We start from the raw sequence: 17865 nt of genomic DNA, 5'->3' as shown, positions 1-17865 counted from the left end.
GTCGGGCCGTCGCGGCCGCCGCCCGGGTCTGCACGACGCGGCTGTCGGCGGAGCTGCTGCGCCTGGCGGTCGAGAGGGTCGCCGCGGCCGCGGTGGTCGACGCCGTCAGCCAGCCGTCGACGTCCACCCGGCAGGCGCTGCTGGCGCTCGGCGCGACGTCCGGGGCCGCCACCGCCGCGGGCGTCGACGTCCTGCGCGCGCTGACGACCCGACGTCCGACGGGACGGGCGGCATGAGCCGCGACCACGTCGAGCTGCGGCGCGGCGCGTACCACGACTCGGTGACCCTGATGCAGGCCAGCCGCGCTCTCACCGGGCTGGACGGCGTGGTCACCGCGCAGGTGGCGATGGCCACCCCGCTGAACGTGGACGTGCTGCAGGGCATGGGTTTCGCGCTGCCGGACGGCGTGGGGCCGGGCGACCTCGTGGTGGCCGTGCGGGTCGACGACGACGGCGGAGACGGCGGCGGCGCCGTCGAGGCCGCGCTCGCCGCGCTCGACGACGCGCTCACCCGTCGCAGCAGCGGCGGGGGCGGCGGATCGACCGAGGAACCGCCGCGCACCACCGCCGCCGCCCTGCGCCGCGAGCCCGCACCGGTGGTCGTCGTGTCGGTGCCGGGCCCGTCGGCCCTGGCCGAGGCGATGGATGCCGTGACGGGCGGCGCGAGCGTGATGGTCTTCAGCGACAACGTGTCCGTGGCCGACGAGATCGCTCTGAAGGACGCCGCGGCCGCCCACGACGTCCTGGTCATGGGACCCGACTGCGGCACCGCGGTGGTGGGCGGTGTCGGGCTCGGGTTCGCCAACGTCGTCGCGCCGGGACCAGTGTCGGTGGTGGCCGCGTCGGGCACCGGCGCGCAGCACCTGCTGGCCCTCCTCGACCACGCCGGCGTCGGCGTGCGCCACTGCCTGGGGCTGGGCGGCCGCGACCTGTCGGCCGCGGTGGGCGGGCGGTCGGCCCGCCAGGCGCTGACCGCGCTCGGCCAGGACGACGGCACCGAGCTCGTCGTGGTCGTCAGCAAGCCGGCCGACCCCGGCGTGCTCGCCGAGCTGGAGCGGCTGGCCGAGGGGCTCGGCACCCCGGTGGCCTGGGCCACGCTCGGCGGCGGGCGGCCCGACCTCACCACCGCGACCGAGGGCGTGCTGGACCGGCTCGGCGTCGCCGTGCCCACGTGGCCGACCTGGACGTCCGACGAACCGCAGCCGCGCTCCCCCGGCCGCGCCCTGCGCGGGCTGTTCAGCGGCGGCACGCTGTGCGACGAAGCGATGGTCGTGGCCGGCACGACGCTGGGCCCGATCCGTTCCAACATCCCGCTCGACCCGGCGCTGCAGCTGGACGTCGGCGGCGACGGCCGGTGGGACGCCGGCACCGCGCACGCGATGGTGGACTTCGGCGACGACGCCCTGACCAGCGGGCGCGCGCACCCGATGATCGACCCGTCCCTGCGCGACGAGCGCCTGGCGGTCGAGGCGGCCGACCCCCGCGTCGGCGCGGTGCTGCTCGACGTCGTCCTCGGCCACGGCTCGCACCCCGACCCGGCGGCGACGCTCGCGCCGGCGATCACGGCCGCCCGACGCACCGCGCAGGACGACGGCCGCGGGCTGGCCGTCGTGGTGTCGCTCACCGGCACCCGCGGCGACCCGCAGGACCTGCACCGCCAGGCCGAGGCCCTGCGCGCGGCCGGTGCCGACGTCCACCTGTCCAACGCCGCGGCCGCCCGGGCCGCCGCGGCCCTCGTCGTCGAGGAGAAGGCGTGAGCGCGCTGCAGGGGTTGCTCCAGCAGCCGCCGTCCGAGGTCGTCGCCGTGGGCGTCGACCTGCTCGCCGACGCGCAGGAGGCGCAGGCCGTCGCCGTGCGTCGGGTCGACTGGCGGCCGCCGCTCGGCGGCGAGACGTCGGCCGACGCGCTGCGGGCTGTGCTGTCGGACGCGCGGCGCGACGCCGCCAACCGCACGGCGCTCGAGCGGGTGCTCGCCGCCGGCGCCGAGCTGGTCGACGTCGTCCCGGCGTCCGAGGCGCTGGGGCTCGAGCCGGGGACCTTCCTGCACGCGGGCCCGCCCATCGGGTGGGAGCGTGCGTCCGGCCCGCTGCGCGGAGCACTGGTCGGCGCGACGGTGTACGAGGGGCTCGCCGACGACCCTGCCGCGGCCGAGGCCAGACTGGTTGCGGGAGAAGGGATCTCGCTCGACCCGTGCCACCACCACGGCGCGGTGGGCCCGATGGCGGGGGTCGTCTCGCCGAGCATGTGGGGATTCGTGCTGCGCGACCCGGTGCACGGGGGCACGGCCTTCTGCACGCTCAACGAGGGACTGGGCAAGGTGCTGCGGTACGGCGCCTACGGGCCCGAGGTGATCGACCGGCTGCGCTGGATGCAGGCCGTGCTCGGCCCGCTGCTGCAGCAGGCCGTGCGGCGCCGGGTCGAGCGCGAGGGACCGCTCGACGTCCGCACGATCGTCGCCCAGATGCTGCAGATGGGCGACGAGGGCCACAACCGCAACCGCGCCGGGACGATGATGCTGGTGCGCGAGCTGGTGCCCGAGCTCCTCGACCTCGGGGCGCCGTCGCACGACGTCGCCGACGTGGTGCGGTTCTGCAACGGCAACGACCACTTCTTCCTCAACCTCGTGATGCCCGCCTGCAAGCTCGCGCTCGACGCCGGCCGCGACGTGCCGGGCTCGTCGCTCGCGGTCGCGATGGCGCGCAACGGCACCGACTTCGGCATCCAGGTCTCCGGCACGGGCGACCGGTGGTTCACCGCGCCGGCCAACACGCCCGAGGGCCTGTTCCTCGGCGACTTCGGCCCGGACGACGCCAACCCCGACATCGGCGACTCGGCCATCACCGAGACCGGCGGCATCGGCGGGTTCGCCATGGCCGCGGCCCCGGCCATCGTGCGGTTCGTCGGCGGCGAGGCCGAGGACGCCCTCGCCACCACCCGGCGGATGTACGAGATCACGCTCGGCGAGCACCCGGTCTACCAGGTGCCGGTGCTCGGCTTCCGCGGCACGCCGACCGGTATCGACGTGACCGCGGTGGTGCGCACCGGGCTGCTGCCCGTCATCAACACCGGCATGGCGGGGCGGGTGGCCGGCACCGGCCAGGTGGGGGCGGGCCTGGTCAACCCGCCCGAGGCCTGCTTCACCCAGGCGCTGTCGGCCCTGGCCGAGGCCGCTCGCGCGACCTGAGCCGCCGACGGGCAGGCTGGGGGCATGCCTCGGGTGCTCCACGGCGAGATCACCAGCTGGCCCGACCGGGTCCGGCTGGTGCGTCGCTACGCCTGGCACATCGCGCAGTGCGCGGTCGCCGCCGCCGTCGCGTGGGGCGTGGCCCGCGAGGTGCTGGGCCACCAGCAACCGTTCTTCGCGCCGGTCGCCGCCATCGTCAGCCTCGGGCTGAGCTACCGCCAGCGGCTTCAGCGCGTGGCCGAGGTGACGGTGGGAGTGGCGCTCGGCGTCCTGATCGGCGACCTGTTCGTCACGGTGTTCGGCACCGGGCCGTGGCAGGTGCTCGTGGTGGTGGCGGTCGCCATGGTGCTGGCCCTGCTGCTCGACGCCGGCCCGCTGCTCGTCACCCAGGCCGGGGTGCAGTCCGCCATCGTGGCGACCCTCGCCCCTACTGCCGCAGCAGGTCTGGGCCGATGGCTGGACGCGGTGTGCGGCGGTGTCGTCGCGCTCGTGGCGGCCGCCGTCGTGCCGGGCTCGCCGCTGCGTCGTCCGCGCACCGAGGCCGGTGAGGTGCTGCGCGAGTTCGCGTCGTGGTGCCGCGACGCCGAGCGGGCGGTGGAGGCGGGCGACGCCGAGCTCGCGTACGCCACGCTCGACCGGGCCCGGGCCAGCGAGGACCGGCTGGACGACGTCCAGGCCGCCGCGTTCGACGGGCTGTCGATCGCCCGCTCGTCGCCCTGGCGGCGCGGCCACCGCAGCGACCTGCTGGCCGTCGCCGCCCTGGCCGTGCACCTCGACCGCGCCGTCCGCAACGGCCGGGTGCTGCTGCGGCGGGTCACGGTCGTCGTCCGGCGGGGCGAGACGCTCGACCCGGGCACCCTGGCCCTGCTGCTCGGCCTGGCCGACGCCGCCGACGCGATGGCCGGCGAGCTCGTGGAGCGCCGCGGGTCGGAGCACTCGCGCGAGCTGCTGGCGCAGGTCGCGGACGACTCGGCCCACGTGCCCACCGGCACCACGCTCTCGGGCGACGTCGTACTGGCCCAGGTCCGCTCGATGGTGGTCGACCTGCTGCAGATCACGGGCGTCGACGCCGACGAGGCGCGCGCCCTCGTGCCCCCCGCCGAGGGCGAGGGCCGGGCGGCCGGGCGCGCGCGCCGTCCGGGCGCCGCTGACGAGGAGGAACCCGCATGACCGCCCCCGCCCGAACGGGTGACCCGACGACGTCCGGCACCCGCGGGCCCGGGCTGATGCTCGTGACGGTGCTCCTCGTCGCGCTCAACCTGCGGCTCGCGATCACCTGCGTGCCACCGCTCGTCGAGCGGATCGGCGACGACCTCGACCTGAGCCGGGCCTGGACCGGCGCCCTCACCACGCTGCCGGTGCTGTCGATGGGCGTCTTCGCGCCGGTCGCCCAGCGGCTGGCCCACCGGTTCGGACGCGAGACCGCCACCGCGGCCGCGATGACCGTGCTGCTGGTGGGCTCCGCCCTGCGGCTGGGCGGCGAGCACGTCCCGCTGCTCTACCTGGGCACGCTGTGCGCCGGCTTCGGCATCGCGGTGGGCGGCACCATCGCGCCCGGCATCATCAAGGAGCACTTCCCCGACCACGTCGGGCTGGTCACCGGCGGCTACATGCTCTCGATGATGGGCGGCGCCGCCGTGGCCTCGGCGGTGAGCGTGCCGCTGGCGGACGCCTGGGACTCGTGGTCGGCCTCGATCGGCGCATGGGGGTTGCCGGCCGTGGCCGCCGTCGCCGTCTGCTGGCCGGTCGCGCGGGCCGCGACCGCTCGACGGCGGGCCAGCGAGGACCCGCCCGAGCAGCGCCTGCCGCTGCCGTGGCGGCACCCCACCGGCTGGCTCGTCGCGACGTACATGGCCCTGCAGTCGTGGCAGTTCTACAGCCAGCTGGCCTGGGTGGCGCCGTTCTACGAGTCGCGCGGCTGGACGCCGACCCGCGCCGGGCTGCTGCTGTCGGTGTTCAGCGCGGCCCAGGTGGTCTCGGGCGTGCTCGGTCCGGTGCTGGCCCACCGGCTGCCCGACCGTCGTCCGGTGCTGCTCGCCTCCGTCACCTCGGTGACGGTCGGCGTCCTCGGCCTGCTGGTCGCGCCCGAGGCCGCGGCGTGGGTCTGGGTCGCTCTGCTCGGGATCGGGCTGGGGTCGGGCTTCGCGATGGGCCTGGTGCTGTTCAACGACTACTCGCAGACGCCGGCGGGCAGCGCGCGGTTGTCGGCGATGGTGTTCCTGGTCAGCTACAGCATCGCGGCGGCCGGCCCGGTCGTGCTGGGCCTGCTGCGCGACGTCACGGGCTCGTACACCGTGCCCTTCGTGCTGCTGCTGGTGCTGCTCGTGCCGCAGGGCGCGGCGGCGCTGCTCCTGCACCCGCGCCGCGCGCGCACGCCGTGAGCCGTCAGGGGTAGGAGGTCGCGCTGCCGGTCGCGCCCGGGCGCGAGCGGTCGAGCCGCAGCACCGCCAGCCCGGACGACGCCCGCACCTCGACCGCGGCGATGTCGTCGCTGGTCCAGCTGGTGGCGCCCTCCATCCGCGCCGTCTCCCCCGGCTTCGCCGTCCACGACCCGACCTGCTCGGTGCGGCCGTCGCGGGCCACGACGACGAGCGAGTACGGGACGGCGCCGCGGCTGGGGTCCTCGTACTGGCACACCAGGTCCAGCCGCGTGCCCCAGCCCACGGGCTCGAGCGCGACGGTCGCGGTGACGGCCTCGGGCGAGATCGAGGTCATGGCCTGGCCGGCAGGCGGCGTCGCCGGTCGGCCGATCGCGATGCCCGCGACCACGAGGACTGCGGCCGCGGCCGCCGCCACCGCGGTGAACGCGGCCAGCCGGCGCTGCCGGCGCCGGCGCACCTCGCGCAGCAGGCCGGTGAGCAGCTCGGGCGGCAGCGGTGGGACGTCGGCGGTGGCGGGACCCTCGGCGTCGGCCAGCCGCTCGACGTCCTCGAGGCGCACCCGCGAGAGCAGGCCGGGCAGGCCGGCGAGGTCCTCGACGGCGCCCTGGCAGGCCGGGCAGGTCGGCAGGTGGCGGGCGAACGCCGCACGCTCGGACGGCGACAGCGCCCCGAGCACGTAGGCACCGGCGGCGAGCTCGAACTCGTCGTGCGGCACGGCACCGGTCCCGTCGCCGGTCGTCGGCCCGGTCATCGCTCGACCCCCATCTCCTGCAGCGCCAGGCGCAACCTCATCAGCGCGTAGTGCGCCCGCGACTTCACGGTCCCCTCCGGGATCCCGAGCGCCCGGGCGGCCTCGGCCACCGACCGCCCCTTGTAGTAGCACTCGACCAGCACCGCGCGGTGCTGGTCGGACAGCTGGCGCAGCCCCTCGAGCACGACCCACGACTGCAGCACCCGGTCGGTGTCGTCGGGCACCGGCTCGCGCTCGGGCAGGTCCCCCGGCAGCACCTCGACCCGCGAGCGCTTGGTGCGCCACTCGTCGACGACGAGCCGCCGGGCCACGGTGAACAGCCAGCCGCGGGTGGACCCCCGGCTCGGGTCGAGCGCCTCCGGGTGCTTCCAGGCGCGCAGCAGCGTCTCCTGCACGATGTCCTGCGCCCCCGCGCGGTCACCGGTGAGCCGCACGACGTACGCCCACAGCGGCGCCGCGTGCTCGTCGTGCAGCGCGCGCATCAGCTCGCTGTCGGTCTTCGGCATCGACCCTCCTGGTCATCACACGGTGCCGGAGCCCGATCGGTTCACGCCAGCCGACGCCCCGTCGACGCCGTGCCGAGCTTGGGCGCCCGGCGGCACGTTCTTGGGAGTTCGCCCTCCTGCGGTCGCTGCGAGGGCGAACTCGCAAGAAGGTGCTCCGACGGCGGCGGGTCAGGGGTGGAGGTCGTCGGGGTGGTCGACGTCGCGGGGGTCGCCGGTGCCGTCGCACGCGACGAGCTCGACGTCGTCCGGGTGCTCGCGCAGCCAGGCGCGCGCGCCCTGGTCGCCGGTGGCGGCGGCGTGGACGTCGGCCCAGACCTCGCGGGCGAGCAGCACCGGGTGGCCGGGCGTGCCGCCGTACGTCGCCTGGGCGGCGAGCGCGCCACCCTCCCCCGCCTCGAGCAGCCGGCGGACGGCGTCCGGCCCGACCCACGGGGTGTCGACGAGCAGCAGGACGACGGCGGGCCACTCGCCGCGGTGGGCCCGCGACAGCGCCACCCGCAGCGAGGACCCCATGCCGGTGGGCCAGTCCACGTTGGTCACGACCTCGGCGTCGACGCCCATGACCGGCGCGGCACCGGCCACCACGAGGACGTCGGCGCACCCGCCCTCGCGCAGCACCCGCACCGCGCGGTCGACCAGCCGCTCGCCGTCCAGGTCGACCAGCGCCTTGGGCCCGCCGAAGCGCCGCCCGGCCCCCGCCGCCAGCACGACCCCGACCGGCCCCGGGCTCATGGCCGCGCGCCCGGCCGGGCGGCCGTCCCGCCGCGCGACTGCACGAGCGCGACCAACCGGCCGGCCTCGGCCCGGGCGTGCTCGCCGTCCGAGCGCTGCACGGCCATCACGGCGAGGTCGTCGCCGTCGGCGAGGTCGAGCCAGACCCAGGCGTCGCCGCCGCCGAACCGCACGCCGACGACGTCGTCCCACGCGACGTGCCGGGTGAGCAGCACGTTGCGGACGACGAGCCCCTCGGCCGAGGGCACCGCCCGCAGCGCGGCGAACCGCCACAGCGCGAGGGCCAGGACGACCCCGAAGCCGGCCAGCAGCAGGCTGTCGCCGAGCGACCAGCCCTGGTAGCCGGTGCCGGGGAGCGCGAGCGCCAGGCCGCCGAAGACCACGAGCGAGGCCACGACGAAGCCAAGCGCGACGGCCCGGCCGCGGCGCGGGCGGAACGGGGCGAACGCGCTCGTCACGACGTCACAGCCGGCAGGCGTGGATGTCCGTGACGAGGATGGCGCGCGCGCCGAGGTCGTACAGGTCGTCCATGACCTGGTTGGTCGTCGCGCGGGGAACCATGGACCGCACCGCCACCCATCCCTTGTCGTGCAACGGGCTCACGGTCGGCGACTCGAGCCCGGGCGTCAGCGCGCAGGCCTGCTCGACCAGCTCGACGCGGACGTCGTAGTCCATCATCACGTAGCGGCGGGCGACGAGCACGCCCTGCAGGCGACGGGTCAGGACCCCGACGGCCGGGTCCTCGGCGGCGCCGGTGCGACGCACCAGCACGGCCTCGGACTCGAGCACCGGCTCGCCGAAGACCTCGAGCCCGGCCTGGCGCAGGGTCGAACCGGTCTGCACGACGTCGGCGACGGCGTCGGCGACGCCCAGCCCGACCGAGGACTCGACCGCGCCGTCGAGCCGGACGACGTCCGCCTGCACGCCGTGCTCGGCCAGGTGCCGCTCGAGCAGCCCGGTGTAGGACGTCGCGACGCGCTTGCCGGCCAGGTCGGCCACGGACGACGCGGTGCCGGGTGACGCGGCGAAGCGGAAGGTGGAGCGGCCGAAGCCGAGCGGCAGGATCTCCTCGGCGTCCGCGCCGGAGTCGAGCAGCAGGTCGCGGCCGGTGACGCCGACGTCCAGCGTGCCGGCGCCGACGTAGACGGCGATGTCACGGGGGCGCAGGAAGTAGAACTCCACGCCGTTGTCGGGGTCGGCCAGCGTGAGCTCGCGCGAGCTGGACCGCTGCCGGTAGCCGCTCTCGCGCAGCATGTCGGCGGCGGCCTCGCTCAGCGAGCCCTTGTTCGGTACGGCGATGCGCAGCATCGTCAGGTCCCTTCGGTACGAGGCGATCGGTGGCGGAGGGCGGGGCGTCCGCTCACAGATGCGCGTACACGTCCGGCAGGGTCAGGCCGCGGTCGAGCATCAGCACCTGCAGGTGGTACAGCAGCTGGCTGATCTCCTCGGCGGCCCGCTCGGGGCCTTCGTGCTCGGCCGCCATCCACACCTCGGCGGCCTCCTCGACGACCTTCTTGCCGATGGCGTGCGTGCCGGCGTCGAGCTCGGCGACCGTGCGCGAGCCGGCCGGGCGGCTCTGCGCCTTGGCCTGCAGCTCGGCGAACAGCTCGTCGAAGGTCTTCACGAGCGGCAAGCCTACGGCGTGCCCGCCCTGGCGAGGTCGCGCAGGGTGACGGCGGTGGCGACCGCGGCGGTCGCGGCCTCGTGGCCCTTGTCCTCGCGCGAGCCGGGCAGACCGGCCCGGTCGAGGGCCTGCTGGTCGTCGTCGCACGTCAGGACGCCGAAGCCGACCGGCACGCCCGTGCGCACGGCGACGTCGGTCAGCCCGGACGTCGCGGCCTGGCACACGTAGTCGAAGTGCGGGGTGCCGCCGCGCACCACGACCCCCAGCGCCACGACCGCGTCGACCCCGGACGCCGCGAGCCGGGCCGCCGCGACGGGCAGCTCGAAGGTGCCTGGCACCCGCACGACCTCCGGCGCGGTGACGCCGCACTCGGCGAGGGCGCGCAGCGCGCCGTCGAGCAGGCCGCCCATCACCTCGGCGTGCCACTGCGCCGCGACGACGGCGACCCGCAGCCCCGCCCCGTCCGCGTGCAGCGCCGGGGCGCCCGCACCGCTCACGGCCGCCTCACGTCGACAGCGCCCCGGACGTCGACCGGCTGCGGCAGCCCGGGCAGGTCGTGGCCCATGCGGTCGCGCTTGGTGACGAGGTACCCCGTGCTGTGGTCGCCCGGCGCGACCTGCAGCGGCAGCCGCTCGACGACGGCGACGCCCGCGGCCCGCAGGCCCTCGACCTTGGCCGGGTTGTTGGTGAGCAGCCGCACCCGGGTGACGCCGAGGTCGGCGAGCACCGCCGCACCGGCGCCGTACTCGCGCGCGTCGGCGGGCAGGCCGAGCTCGAGGTTGGCGTCGACCGTGTCGAGGCCGAGGTCCTGCAGCGCGTACGCCTCCAGCTTGGGCAGCAGCCCGACGCCGCGGCCCTCGTGCCCGCGCAGGTAGACGACCGTACCGCCGTGCTCGGCGACCTCGCGCAGGGCGGCGTCGAGCTGGTCGCCGCAGTCGCAGCGGCGCGAGCCCAGGACGTCGCCGGTCAGGCACTCCGAGTGCAGCCGGACGACGGCATCGGGCGCGCGCACGTCGCCGTGCACGAGGGCGACGTGCTCGGCGCCGGTGAGCAGGTCGCGGTAGCCATGGGCGGTGAACGTCCCGTGCCGTGTCGGCAGCGTGGTGGTCGCCGCGCGCCGCACCCGCTGTGCGGGCGTGACGTCCGGCTCGCGGTCCCGTGCGCCGTCCGGCTCGACGTCGTGCTGGACCAGCCGCCACAGCGCGAGGTCGGCGATCGAGATCGTCACCAGGTCGTGCTCGGCACCCAGCCGCAGCAGGCCGGGCAGCCGCATCATCGAGCCGTCGTCGGCGACCACTTCGGCGATCAGGCCGACGGGCGCCAGCCCGGCCAGGCGGCACAGGTCGACCGCCGCCTCGGTGTGGCCCGGGCGCTCGAGCACGCCGCCGGGCCGGGCCCGCAGCGGGAAGACGTGACCGGGGCGCACCAGGTCTCCCGCTGCCGTCGCCGGGTCGGCGAGCAGCCGCAGGGTGCGTGCGCGGTCGGCCGCGCTGATGCCGGTCGTGACGCCGGTGCGCGCGTCGACCGACACCGTGTAGGAGGTGCCGCGCGGGTCCTGGTTGTCGCGCACCATCGGGGGCAGCTCGAGTCGGTCGGCGACGTCGTCCGGCATGGGGGCGCACAGCAGGCCGGACGTGTGCCGCACGACCCACGCCAGGATCTCGGGCGTCGCGTGCTCGGCCGCCAGGACGACGTCGCCCTCGTTCTCGCGGTCCTCGTCGTCGACGACCAGCACCGGTCGCCCGCGCCGCAGCGCCTCCACCGCCTGCTCGACCGTGCCGAGCCGGCCCTCGCCGGCCGGGCTCACGAGGCGACCTCGGCCGCCGGGTCGACCACGCCCTGCGCGGGCGCGGCGTCGCGGGCGACGCGGCGCCAGACGGCGAAGCCCCAGAGCACGAACCCGGCGTAAACCCCGTAGAGCACCGCCGACGGGTAGAAGTGCGCGTGCAGCAGGACCGGGACGCCGACGAGGTCGACGGCGATCCAGCACAGCCAGAAGTCCACCCAGCCGCGGGCCATCGCGTACGTGGCGACGATCGAGCCGACGAAGATCCAGGCGTCGGCCCAGACCGGGTCGTAGGAGCCCAGCGCGCGGAAGATCGGCGTCAGCACCGCGACGGCGAGCACCCAGAACGCGATGTACGCACCGCGCTCCTTCCACGTCGCCCAGCGCGGCTGCACGGCGGGCGCGCCCTGGCCACCGGCCGCGCGCGTCTGCTGCCAGCGGTACCAGCCGTAGACGCTGGTGATGATGAAGAACACCTGGCGCCCGGCCTGCCCGAACAGCCGCTGGCCGTCGTCGTTGCCGTACGCCGCGCCCATGAACACCAGGAACAGCAGCACGTTGCCGACGATGCCGACCGGCCAGGCCCAGACCTTGCGGCGCATGCCGAGCAGCGCCGAGGCCAGGCCGAAGAGGTTGCCGACGATCTCGCTCCAGGCGATCGGGTGGCCCGCGATCGTCAGGTGGGCGGCGAGCAGGTCGTTCATGAGGTCCACGGGAGCTCCGATGCGGTTGCGGTACGAGCGGCGACCAGCCGCTCGACGTACTTGGCCAGGACGTCGACCTCGAGGTTCACCGGGTCGCCGACCGCGCGGCGGCCGAGGGTGGTGAGCTCGAGGGTGGTGGGGATGAGCGAGACGGCGAAGGTGCCGGCGGCGTCGTCGAGAGCGGCCACGGTCAGCGAGACGCCGTCGACCGTGATCGAGCCCTTCTCGACGACGTAGGGGGCGAGGTCGGGCGGCAGCGAGATCGTGACGACCTCCCACCGCTCCCCCGGCTCGCGGCGCACCACGTGCGCCGTGCCGTCGACGTGGCCCTGGACGACGTGCCCGCCGAACCGCCCGTCGGCGGCCAGCGCGCGCTCGAGGTTGACCCGCGAGCCGACTTCGAGGGCGCCGAGAGCGCTGCGGCGCAACGTCTCTCGCATCACGTCGACGGTGAAGGCCCCGGCGGCGGGCTCGCCGACCACCGTGAGGCAGACGCCGTTGACGGCGATCGACGCGCCGTGCACCGCATCGCTCGTGACGAGCGGTCCGCGCACGGTGAGCCGGGCCGAGTCGCCGAGCGGCTCGAGCGCGACGACCTCGCCGAGCTCCTCGACGATGCCGGTGAACATCAGCGCGACCTCCGGGGGGTGAGCGTGAGCCGGACGTCGTCGCCCAGCCGGGTGACGTCGTCCAGCTCGAGCCGGGCGGCGTCGTCGATCGAGGTGGTGCCGAGGTCCGCGACGGCCGCGACGCCGGCGCCCAGCAGGGCGGGTGCGACGTAGGCGACGACGCGGTCGACCAGACCGGAGCGCCAGAACGCAGCGGCCAGCGAGGGGCCGCCCTCGAGCAGCACGTGCCGGCGCTCGTCGTCCCACAGCCGCCGCAACGCGTCGGCCGGGTCGCGGGTGTCGAGGACGGCGACGCCCGGCGCGTCGAGGGCGCTGCCCGGCCGCACGCCGCGCAGGCCCATGACGGCGCGCTGCGGCTCGCGCTCGGCGTCGGCGAGGCCCGGGTCGCGCACGGTGAGGCGCGGGTCGTCGTCCCAGGCGGTGCCGGTGCCGACGAGGACGACGTCGACCTCGGCGCGCAGCGCGTGGACGTCCGCGCGGGCCTCGGGTCCGGTGATCCAGCGGCTGGTGCCGTCGGCGGCGGCGCTGCGGCCGTCGAGCGTGCTCGCGAGCTTCCAGGTGACGACGGGCCGGCCGAGGTCGCGCGCCAGCTGCCACCAGCGCACGAGCTCGTCGGCCTCGCGCCGCTGCTCGGGGTCGTCGACCAGCCGGACGTCGATCCCGGCCTGGCGCAGCCGCTCGGCCCCACCCCCGGCGTCCGGCGTCGAGTCGGGGCGCGCGTAGAGGACCTGGGCGACCCCCGCGGTGATCAGCGCGGCCGTGCAGGGCCCGGTGCGCCCGGTGTGACCGCAGGGCTCGAGGCTCACGACCGCGGTGCCGCCGCGGGCCGCGGTGTCGCCGTCGGCGAGCGCCGCGACCTCGGCGTGCGGCGTGCCGGCGCCCTCGTGCCAGCCCTCGCCGACCACCCGGCCGTCCGGCGCGAGGACCACGCACCCGACCCGCGGGTTGGGCCCGGCGGCCGGTCCGCGGCGCGCGAGCTCGAGGGCGCGCGAGACGTGGGCGTCGCCTGCCGCGCTGCTGGTCACCTCGACCCCTCTCGCCTCGCCGTCGGGCGGGCTCCGGGGGTCGGCCGCGCGGGATGGCTCGCGCGACCACGTCGGGCGCCACCGGTCGACGACCGGCCGCACCCGACGGCGACGCCGACGAGACCAGGGCCTCGCGCCGTCGCCGCGTGTCTCCTCCCATCCGGACTCTCACCGTCGGTCCTGGAGTTCCACCAGGTCAACCGGCCGCTGGATGCGGTCGGGTCGCGGACTGTCACCGCCGGCTCGGAATTTCACCGACCCCGGAGCACGCGTGCTGCTGCCAGCGAGTGTACGCCGGTCAGGCGCGAGCGGGCCCGTCGTGGCTGTGACCTCGGGCACGCTCGCGCAGCGCCTCGACCTGCGCCGCGGCGTCGTCCGCGCCGTAGACCGCCGAACCGGCCACGAAGACGTCGGCCCCGGCCTCGGCCGCCCGCTCGACCGTCTCGAGCGTGATGCCCCCGTCGACCTGCAGCCAGACGTCGAGCCCGGCGTCACGGATGGCCTGGCGGGCCCGGCGCACCTTGGGCAGGCAGACGTCGAGGAAGGACTGGCCGCCGAACCCCGGCTCGACGGTCATCACGAGCAGCATGTCGACCTCGGGCAGCAGGTCGACGAACGGCTCGACCGGCGTGGCGGGCTTCAGCGCGAGCCCGGCTCGGGCGCCGAGGCGCCGCAGCTCGCGGGCCAGGCGCACCGGGGCGTGCGCCGCCTCGGCGTGGAAGGTGACGCTCTGCGCGCCGGCCTCGGCGTAGCCGGGCGCCCAGCGGTCGGGGTCGGCGATCATCAGGTGCGCGTCCACCGGCACCGGGCTCACCCTGGCGATGGCCTCGACCACCGGCTGTCCCAGCGTCAGGTTGGGCACGAAGTGGTTGTCCATGACGTCGACGTGCGCCCAGTCCGCGCCCGCGATCCGGCCGAGCTCGGCCTGGAGGTTCGCGAAGTCGGCGGACAGGATGCTCGGCGAGATCTGCACGGCCACGCGGCGAGCCTAGCGACCACCCGCCCGCACCCTTCCCCCCTGGGCCAACTCGCGATATATCTTGTCGTCGCCAACGCGATATATCTCGATAGGAGACCCCCGTGCGGACGATCTGGCAGGTGCTGGCGAGGCACCGCGACTACCGGTTCCTCGTGGCCGCCGGCCTGGTGTCGCGGCTGGGCGACCACCTGCTCGCGGTCGGGCTGCTGTACCTGGTCTACGAGCGCACCGGGTCCACCGTCGCCACCGCCGCCATGCTCGTGGCCGCCGTGCTACCGCAGGTGCTGCTCGCCTCCCCCGCCGGGGTGCTGGTCGACCGCTGGGACCGGCGGCGCACCCTCACGGCCTGCCTCGTGGCGCACGCCGTGGGGCTGCTCCCCCTGGTGGCGGTGGGCGGTCCTGGCACGCTGTGGCTGCTCTACGCCGTCGTCGTCGGCCAGTCGCTCCTCGAGCTGCTGAGCGTGCCGGCCGAGCAGGCCCTGGTCCCGCTGCTCGTGCCCCGCGACCGGCAGGTGAGCGCCAACGCCGTCAACGCCCAGGCCCAGGCGGTCGCGCGGCTCGTCGGCGCCGGGGCCGGCGGTGTCGCGGCGGCCTGGGGCGGGCTGCCGGCCGTCACCCTGCTGGACGTCGCCACGTTCGTCGTCGCCGCCGGCCTGGTCTCGCGCGTGCGCACCCCCGCTGCCGGCTGGCGCGTGCCGAAGGTCGCGGACGGCGAGGTCCCGGCCGCCCCGCCGTCCGGCTGGTGGCACGAGTGGCGGGCCGGGCTGCGCCTGGCCACCGGCCACCGGACCCTGCGCGTGCTGCTCGTGTTCGTCGCCGTCACGTCGGTCGGCGAGGGCCTGATGGGCACGCTCTTCGCCCCGTTCGTGCTGGACGTCCTGCACGGCGGCCCGCAGGGCTACGGGCTGGTCGTCGGCGTGCAGGCGGTGGGCGGCATCGCGGGCGGCCTGGTCGTCGCGGCGTACGGAGAGCGGTGGCGGCCGGCCCGGCTGTTCGGCTGGGGCGCCACGGCCTTCGGGCTGGTCGACCTGACGCTGTTCCTGTACCCGCTGGCCTGGCCGCAGCTCGCGCCCGCGGTGGTGCTCATGGTCGTGGTCGGCGTGCCGGGTGCCGCGGTCGTCGCCGGCTTCACCACGCTGCTGCAGCGCGCGACGCACGACCACCACCGCGGCCGGGTGCTCGGCACCGTGACCGCGCTGCAGTCGGCCGGGCTGCTGGTGGGGGCGGCCGCGTCGGGCGTGCTGGCCGAGGCGCTGGGCGGCGCGGGCGGGATCGTGGCCGTCATCGCCTGGCAGGGCGCGGGCTACCTGGTGCTGGGACTGCTCACCAGCACCGTCCTCGTCCCCGCCGACGACCCCGCCGACGACCCCGCCGACGGGCCCGACGACGGGCCCGACGACGAGCCGGACGACGCGTCAGGCGTCGGGCAGCAGCCGCGGCCGGCGGTCGGGGCGTGAGCGCTTGCGGCGGTACATCGAGGCGTCGGCCCGGGCCACCAGGGGGTCGGCCGAGTCCCGCTGGTCCGTCCACGACGCGCCGACGCTCGCGTGCGGCACCAGCGTGAGCCCCTGGTGCTCGAACGGCGTCTGCAGCTTCTCGGCCAGCTCGACGGCGGCCCGGTCGGCGGCCGCGGCGCTCGGCAGGTCCGCGCGCAGCACGACGAACTCGTCGCCGCCGAACCGTCCCACGGCGCCCTGGGCGTCGACGTCCGCCAGCAGCCGTCGTCCGACCTCGCGCAGCATCGCGTCGCCGGCGGCGTGCCCGTGCTGGTCGTTGACCTGCTTGAAGCCGTCGAGGTCGATGAACAGCACCGCGACGCTGGCGTCGTCCGCGGGCAGGGCGGCGAGCGTCTGCTCGAGCCGGTCGAGGGTGGCGCTGCGCTGCAGGCAGCCGGTCAGCTGGTCGTGGGTGGCCTTGTAGGCCAGCTGCTCGCGCAGGTCGGCCGCCTCGGTGACGTCCGAGACGCACATGATGCCGCCGCTGACGGTGCCGTCGTCGCTGAGCAGGCCGCGCACGCTGAGGTGCAGCCGCCGCCGGAACCCGCCCGCTCCCGTGACCTCGACCTCGATCTCGCCGTCGGCCCCGCTGTCGCGCACCGTGCGCAGCACGTCGCGCACCCGCTCGGGGTCGACCACGACGCGCAGCAGGTCCTGCAGGTCGTCGACCTGGGTGCCGACCACGGCCGCGAGGCGCTCGTTGCGGTAGATGCAGTGCCCGTCGACGCCCATCTGCAGGATGCCGACCGGCAGCGACTCGGTCAGGCGTCGCATCAGCTGGTCGCTGAGCCGCAGCGCCTCGGTGGCCGCCATCTCCTCGCCGATGTCGACCATCTCCGACAGCACGCAGCGGTGGTCGGGGTGGGCAAGCAGGTTGCGGTTGGTGATCTCGAACCACATCCAGCTGCCGTCGGCGTGCCGCTGGCGCAGCCGGGTGCGGCGGGCGCCGCCGGGGCTGGCCAGCAGGTCCATCCAGTTGGCGATGGCGCGCTGCTGGTCGTCGGGGTGGGTCAGCTCGAGCGAGCGCTGGCCCAGCTCGGCGTCGGTCCAGCCGAGCAGGCGGGCGGCGGTCTCGTCCACCGCGGTGATCCGGGCGAGCTCGTCCTTGCGCACGATGCAGACGCGCGGGCGCAGGGCGTCGGCGCCGCGCGGCGCCTCGGCGTCCACGGCCGCGTCGCGGAAGCCGACCAGGAAGCCGAGGAAGACCCCGTAGGCGTGCCGGGCGTCGACGGCGTGCACCGTGATGGCGGCGGCGTCGTGCACCGAGCGCACCTGGACGCTGACCGCACCGCGCTCGCGGGCCTCGGACCAGGCGTCGATGACGGCCAGGATGTCGTCGGGGTCGACCAGCTCCAGCAGGGACGACGCCCCGGTGACCAGGCCGCCCTCGCGCACCGGCACCTCGGCCGGCATCGGCACGATGAGCCCGGTCTCGCTGATCGCCACGACCCGGGCCGCGGGGTCGGCGAGGAGCGCGGCGACAACCGTGTCGCGCGCTGCGGTCGGGTACCGGTCTGCCATGTCCGGTGCTGCATCGGCGGGGGCGTGCTCGACCTGAGCGGTCCTGGGGCGGACGACCCGGACGGGTCAGCGACCGCTCAGCGGCGGCGCAGCAGCGCCAGGAACATCGCGTCGGTGCCGTGCCGGTGCGGCCAGAGCTGCACGGTGGGACCGCCCGCGCCGTCGTCGACGTCCGGCGCCGGCACGAGCGCGGTGGCGTCGACCAGCTCGACGTCGTCGCGGCGGCGCACCACGTCGTCGACGACGAGCCGGGTCTCGGCGACGTGCGGCGAGCACGTCGTGTAGGCGACCACGCCACCGGGGCGCACGGCGTCCAGCGCGCTGGCGAGCAGCGCACGCTGCAGCGGGGCGAGCCCGCCGAGGTCGGTCGGCGTGCGGCGCCAGCGGGCCTCCGGGCGGCGGCGCAGCGCGCCCAGCCCCGTGCACGGGACGTCGACCAGCACGCGGTCGTAGGCGCCCGGCTCGTCCGCGCCGACCTCGCGGCCGTCGGCGTGGCGCACCTCGACGGCGTCGCCGAGGGCTGCCACCGCGGAGCGAACCAGCTCGGC

The 17865-nt window shown here is 76.1% G+C and carries 19 protein-coding genes, 1 pseudogene and 1 riboswitch; of the genes and pseudogenes, 6 read left to right on the top strand and 14 right to left on the bottom strand.

From position 1 onward, the window contains the following. From ACYVJ4_RS12175 to ACYVJ4_RS12155, 5 genes are all read left to right on the top strand, one after another. Positions 1-236, top strand: a 236-nt coding sequence (locus tag ACYVJ4_RS12175; RefSeq protein ID WP_460460395.1) for a hypothetical protein, incomplete at its 5' end; no start/stop codon positions are given. After that, positions 233-1756 (top strand): FdrA family protein, encoded by a 1524-nt coding sequence (locus ACYVJ4_RS12170; RefSeq protein ID WP_460460394.1) that lies wholly within the window; start codon positions 233-235, stop codon positions 1754-1756. The genes ACYVJ4_RS12175 and ACYVJ4_RS12170, both read left to right, overlap by 4 nt. Beyond that, positions 1753-3183: a YlbE family protein gene (locus ACYVJ4_RS12165; protein ID WP_460460393.1), complete on the top strand. Its 1431-nt coding sequence runs from the start codon at positions 1753-1755 to the stop codon at positions 3181-3183. Before ACYVJ4_RS12170 ends, ACYVJ4_RS12165 begins: the two co-directional genes overlap by 4 nt. Positions 3184-3207: 24 nt before the next feature. Beyond that, positions 3208-4353 carry an FUSC family protein gene (locus ACYVJ4_RS12160; RefSeq protein WP_460460392.1) on the top strand — a complete coding sequence of 382 codons (1146 nt, stop codon included), beginning with the start codon at positions 3208-3210 and terminating at the stop codon, positions 4351-4353. Further along, positions 4350-5564, top strand: coding sequence for an MFS transporter (locus tag ACYVJ4_RS12155; protein WP_460460391.1), 1215 nt, complete (start codon positions 4350-4352; stop codon positions 5562-5564). The genes ACYVJ4_RS12160 and ACYVJ4_RS12155 overlap by 4 nt, the downstream gene beginning before the upstream one ends. Before the next feature lie 4 nt (positions 5565-5568). Here ACYVJ4_RS12155 and ACYVJ4_RS12150 read toward each other — a convergent pair whose 3' ends face one another. The 12 genes from ACYVJ4_RS12150 to rpe form a co-directional block, all read right to left on the bottom strand. Then, positions 5569-6315 carry a zf-HC2 domain-containing protein gene (locus tag ACYVJ4_RS12150; RefSeq protein ID WP_460460390.1) on the bottom strand — a complete coding sequence of 249 codons (747 nt, stop codon included), beginning with the start codon at positions 6313-6315 and terminating at the stop codon, positions 5569-5571. Further along, positions 6312-6821, bottom strand: a complete 510-nt coding sequence (locus ACYVJ4_RS12145; protein WP_460460389.1) for a sigma-70 family RNA polymerase sigma factor — start codon at positions 6819-6821, stop codon at positions 6312-6314. The genes ACYVJ4_RS12150 and ACYVJ4_RS12145 overlap by 4 nt, the downstream gene beginning before the upstream one ends. A gap of 168 nt (positions 6822-6989) precedes the next feature. Further along, positions 6990-7553, bottom strand: a complete 564-nt coding sequence (locus ACYVJ4_RS12140; protein ID WP_460460388.1) for a nucleotidyltransferase family protein — start codon at positions 7551-7553, stop codon at positions 6990-6992. Continuing rightward, the gene (locus ACYVJ4_RS12135; protein WP_460460387.1) at positions 7550-8011 is read right to left on the bottom strand and encodes a PH domain-containing protein; all 462 of its coding nucleotides are present in this window, start codon (positions 8009-8011) and stop codon (positions 7550-7552) included. Before ACYVJ4_RS12135 ends, ACYVJ4_RS12140 begins: the two co-directional genes overlap by 4 nt. A 4-nt stretch (positions 8012-8015) precedes the next feature. Continuing rightward, positions 8016-8861: an ATP phosphoribosyltransferase gene (gene hisG, locus ACYVJ4_RS12130; RefSeq protein ID WP_460460386.1), complete on the bottom strand. Its 846-nt coding sequence runs from the start codon at positions 8859-8861 to the stop codon at positions 8016-8018. A 52-nt stretch (positions 8862-8913) separates the two neighbouring features. Next, entirely contained in the window at positions 8914-9177 is a 264-nt protein-coding gene (locus ACYVJ4_RS12125) for a phosphoribosyl-ATP diphosphatase (protein ID WP_460460385.1), read from the bottom strand. 11 nt (positions 9178-9188) lie between these two features. After that, positions 9189-9674, bottom strand: a complete 486-nt coding sequence (ribH, locus tag ACYVJ4_RS12120) for a 6,7-dimethyl-8-ribityllumazine synthase (RefSeq protein ID WP_460460384.1) — start codon at positions 9672-9674, stop codon at positions 9189-9191. Further along, positions 9671-10984, bottom strand: a complete 1314-nt coding sequence (locus ACYVJ4_RS12115) for a bifunctional 3,4-dihydroxy-2-butanone-4-phosphate synthase/GTP cyclohydrolase II (RefSeq protein ID WP_460460383.1) — start codon at positions 10982-10984, stop codon at positions 9671-9673. Before ACYVJ4_RS12115 ends, ribH begins: the two co-directional genes overlap by 4 nt. Next, positions 10981-11667, bottom strand: a complete 687-nt coding sequence (gene pnuC / locus ACYVJ4_RS12110) for a nicotinamide riboside transporter PnuC (protein WP_460460382.1) — start codon at positions 11665-11667, stop codon at positions 10981-10983. Before pnuC ends, ACYVJ4_RS12115 begins: the two co-directional genes overlap by 4 nt. Further along, on the bottom strand, positions 11664-12296 hold the full coding sequence (locus ACYVJ4_RS12105) for a riboflavin synthase (RefSeq protein ID WP_460460381.1): 633 nt from the start codon (positions 12294-12296) through the stop codon (positions 11664-11666). The genes pnuC and ACYVJ4_RS12105 overlap by 4 nt, the downstream gene beginning before the upstream one ends. Next, positions 12296-13321, bottom strand: coding sequence for a bifunctional diaminohydroxyphosphoribosylaminopyrimidine deaminase/5-amino-6-(5-phosphoribosylamino)uracil reductase RibD (ribD, locus tag ACYVJ4_RS12100; RefSeq protein WP_460460380.1), 1026 nt, complete (start codon positions 13319-13321; stop codon positions 12296-12298). The genes ACYVJ4_RS12105 and ribD overlap by 1 nt, the downstream gene beginning before the upstream one ends. A gap of 144 nt (positions 13322-13465) precedes the next feature. Further along, positions 13466-13594, bottom strand: a riboswitch (FMN riboswitch). 25 nt (positions 13595-13619) lie between these two features. Continuing rightward, positions 13620-14300 (bottom strand): ribulose-phosphate 3-epimerase, encoded by a 681-nt coding sequence (gene rpe / locus ACYVJ4_RS12095; RefSeq protein ID WP_460460379.1) that lies wholly within the window; start codon positions 14298-14300, stop codon positions 13620-13622. A gap of 101 nt (positions 14301-14401) precedes the next feature. On the opposite strand from rpe, the gene ACYVJ4_RS12090 reads away from it, so the two are divergent. Further along, positions 14402-15757 carry an MFS transporter gene (locus ACYVJ4_RS12090; protein ID WP_460460378.1) on the top strand — a complete coding sequence of 452 codons (1356 nt, stop codon included), beginning with the start codon at positions 14402-14404 and terminating at the stop codon, positions 15755-15757. On the opposite strand, the gene ACYVJ4_RS12085 is transcribed toward ACYVJ4_RS12090, so the two are convergent. Continuing rightward, positions 15716-17317, bottom strand: a complete 1602-nt coding sequence (locus ACYVJ4_RS12085; RefSeq protein ID WP_460460377.1) for a diguanylate cyclase domain-containing protein — start codon at positions 17315-17317, stop codon at positions 15716-15718. The genes ACYVJ4_RS12090 and ACYVJ4_RS12085 overlap by 42 nt on opposite strands. 77 nt (positions 17318-17394) lie before the next feature. After that, positions 17395-17865, bottom strand: a pseudogene (locus ACYVJ4_RS12080) (rRNA small subunit methyltransferase B); the annotation flags it as partial.

It is taken from the genome of Angustibacter peucedani (genome assembly GCF_054779595.1).
Note: the sequence above shows the minus strand (reverse complement) of the source record. Positions and strands in the feature narration are given on the sequence as shown.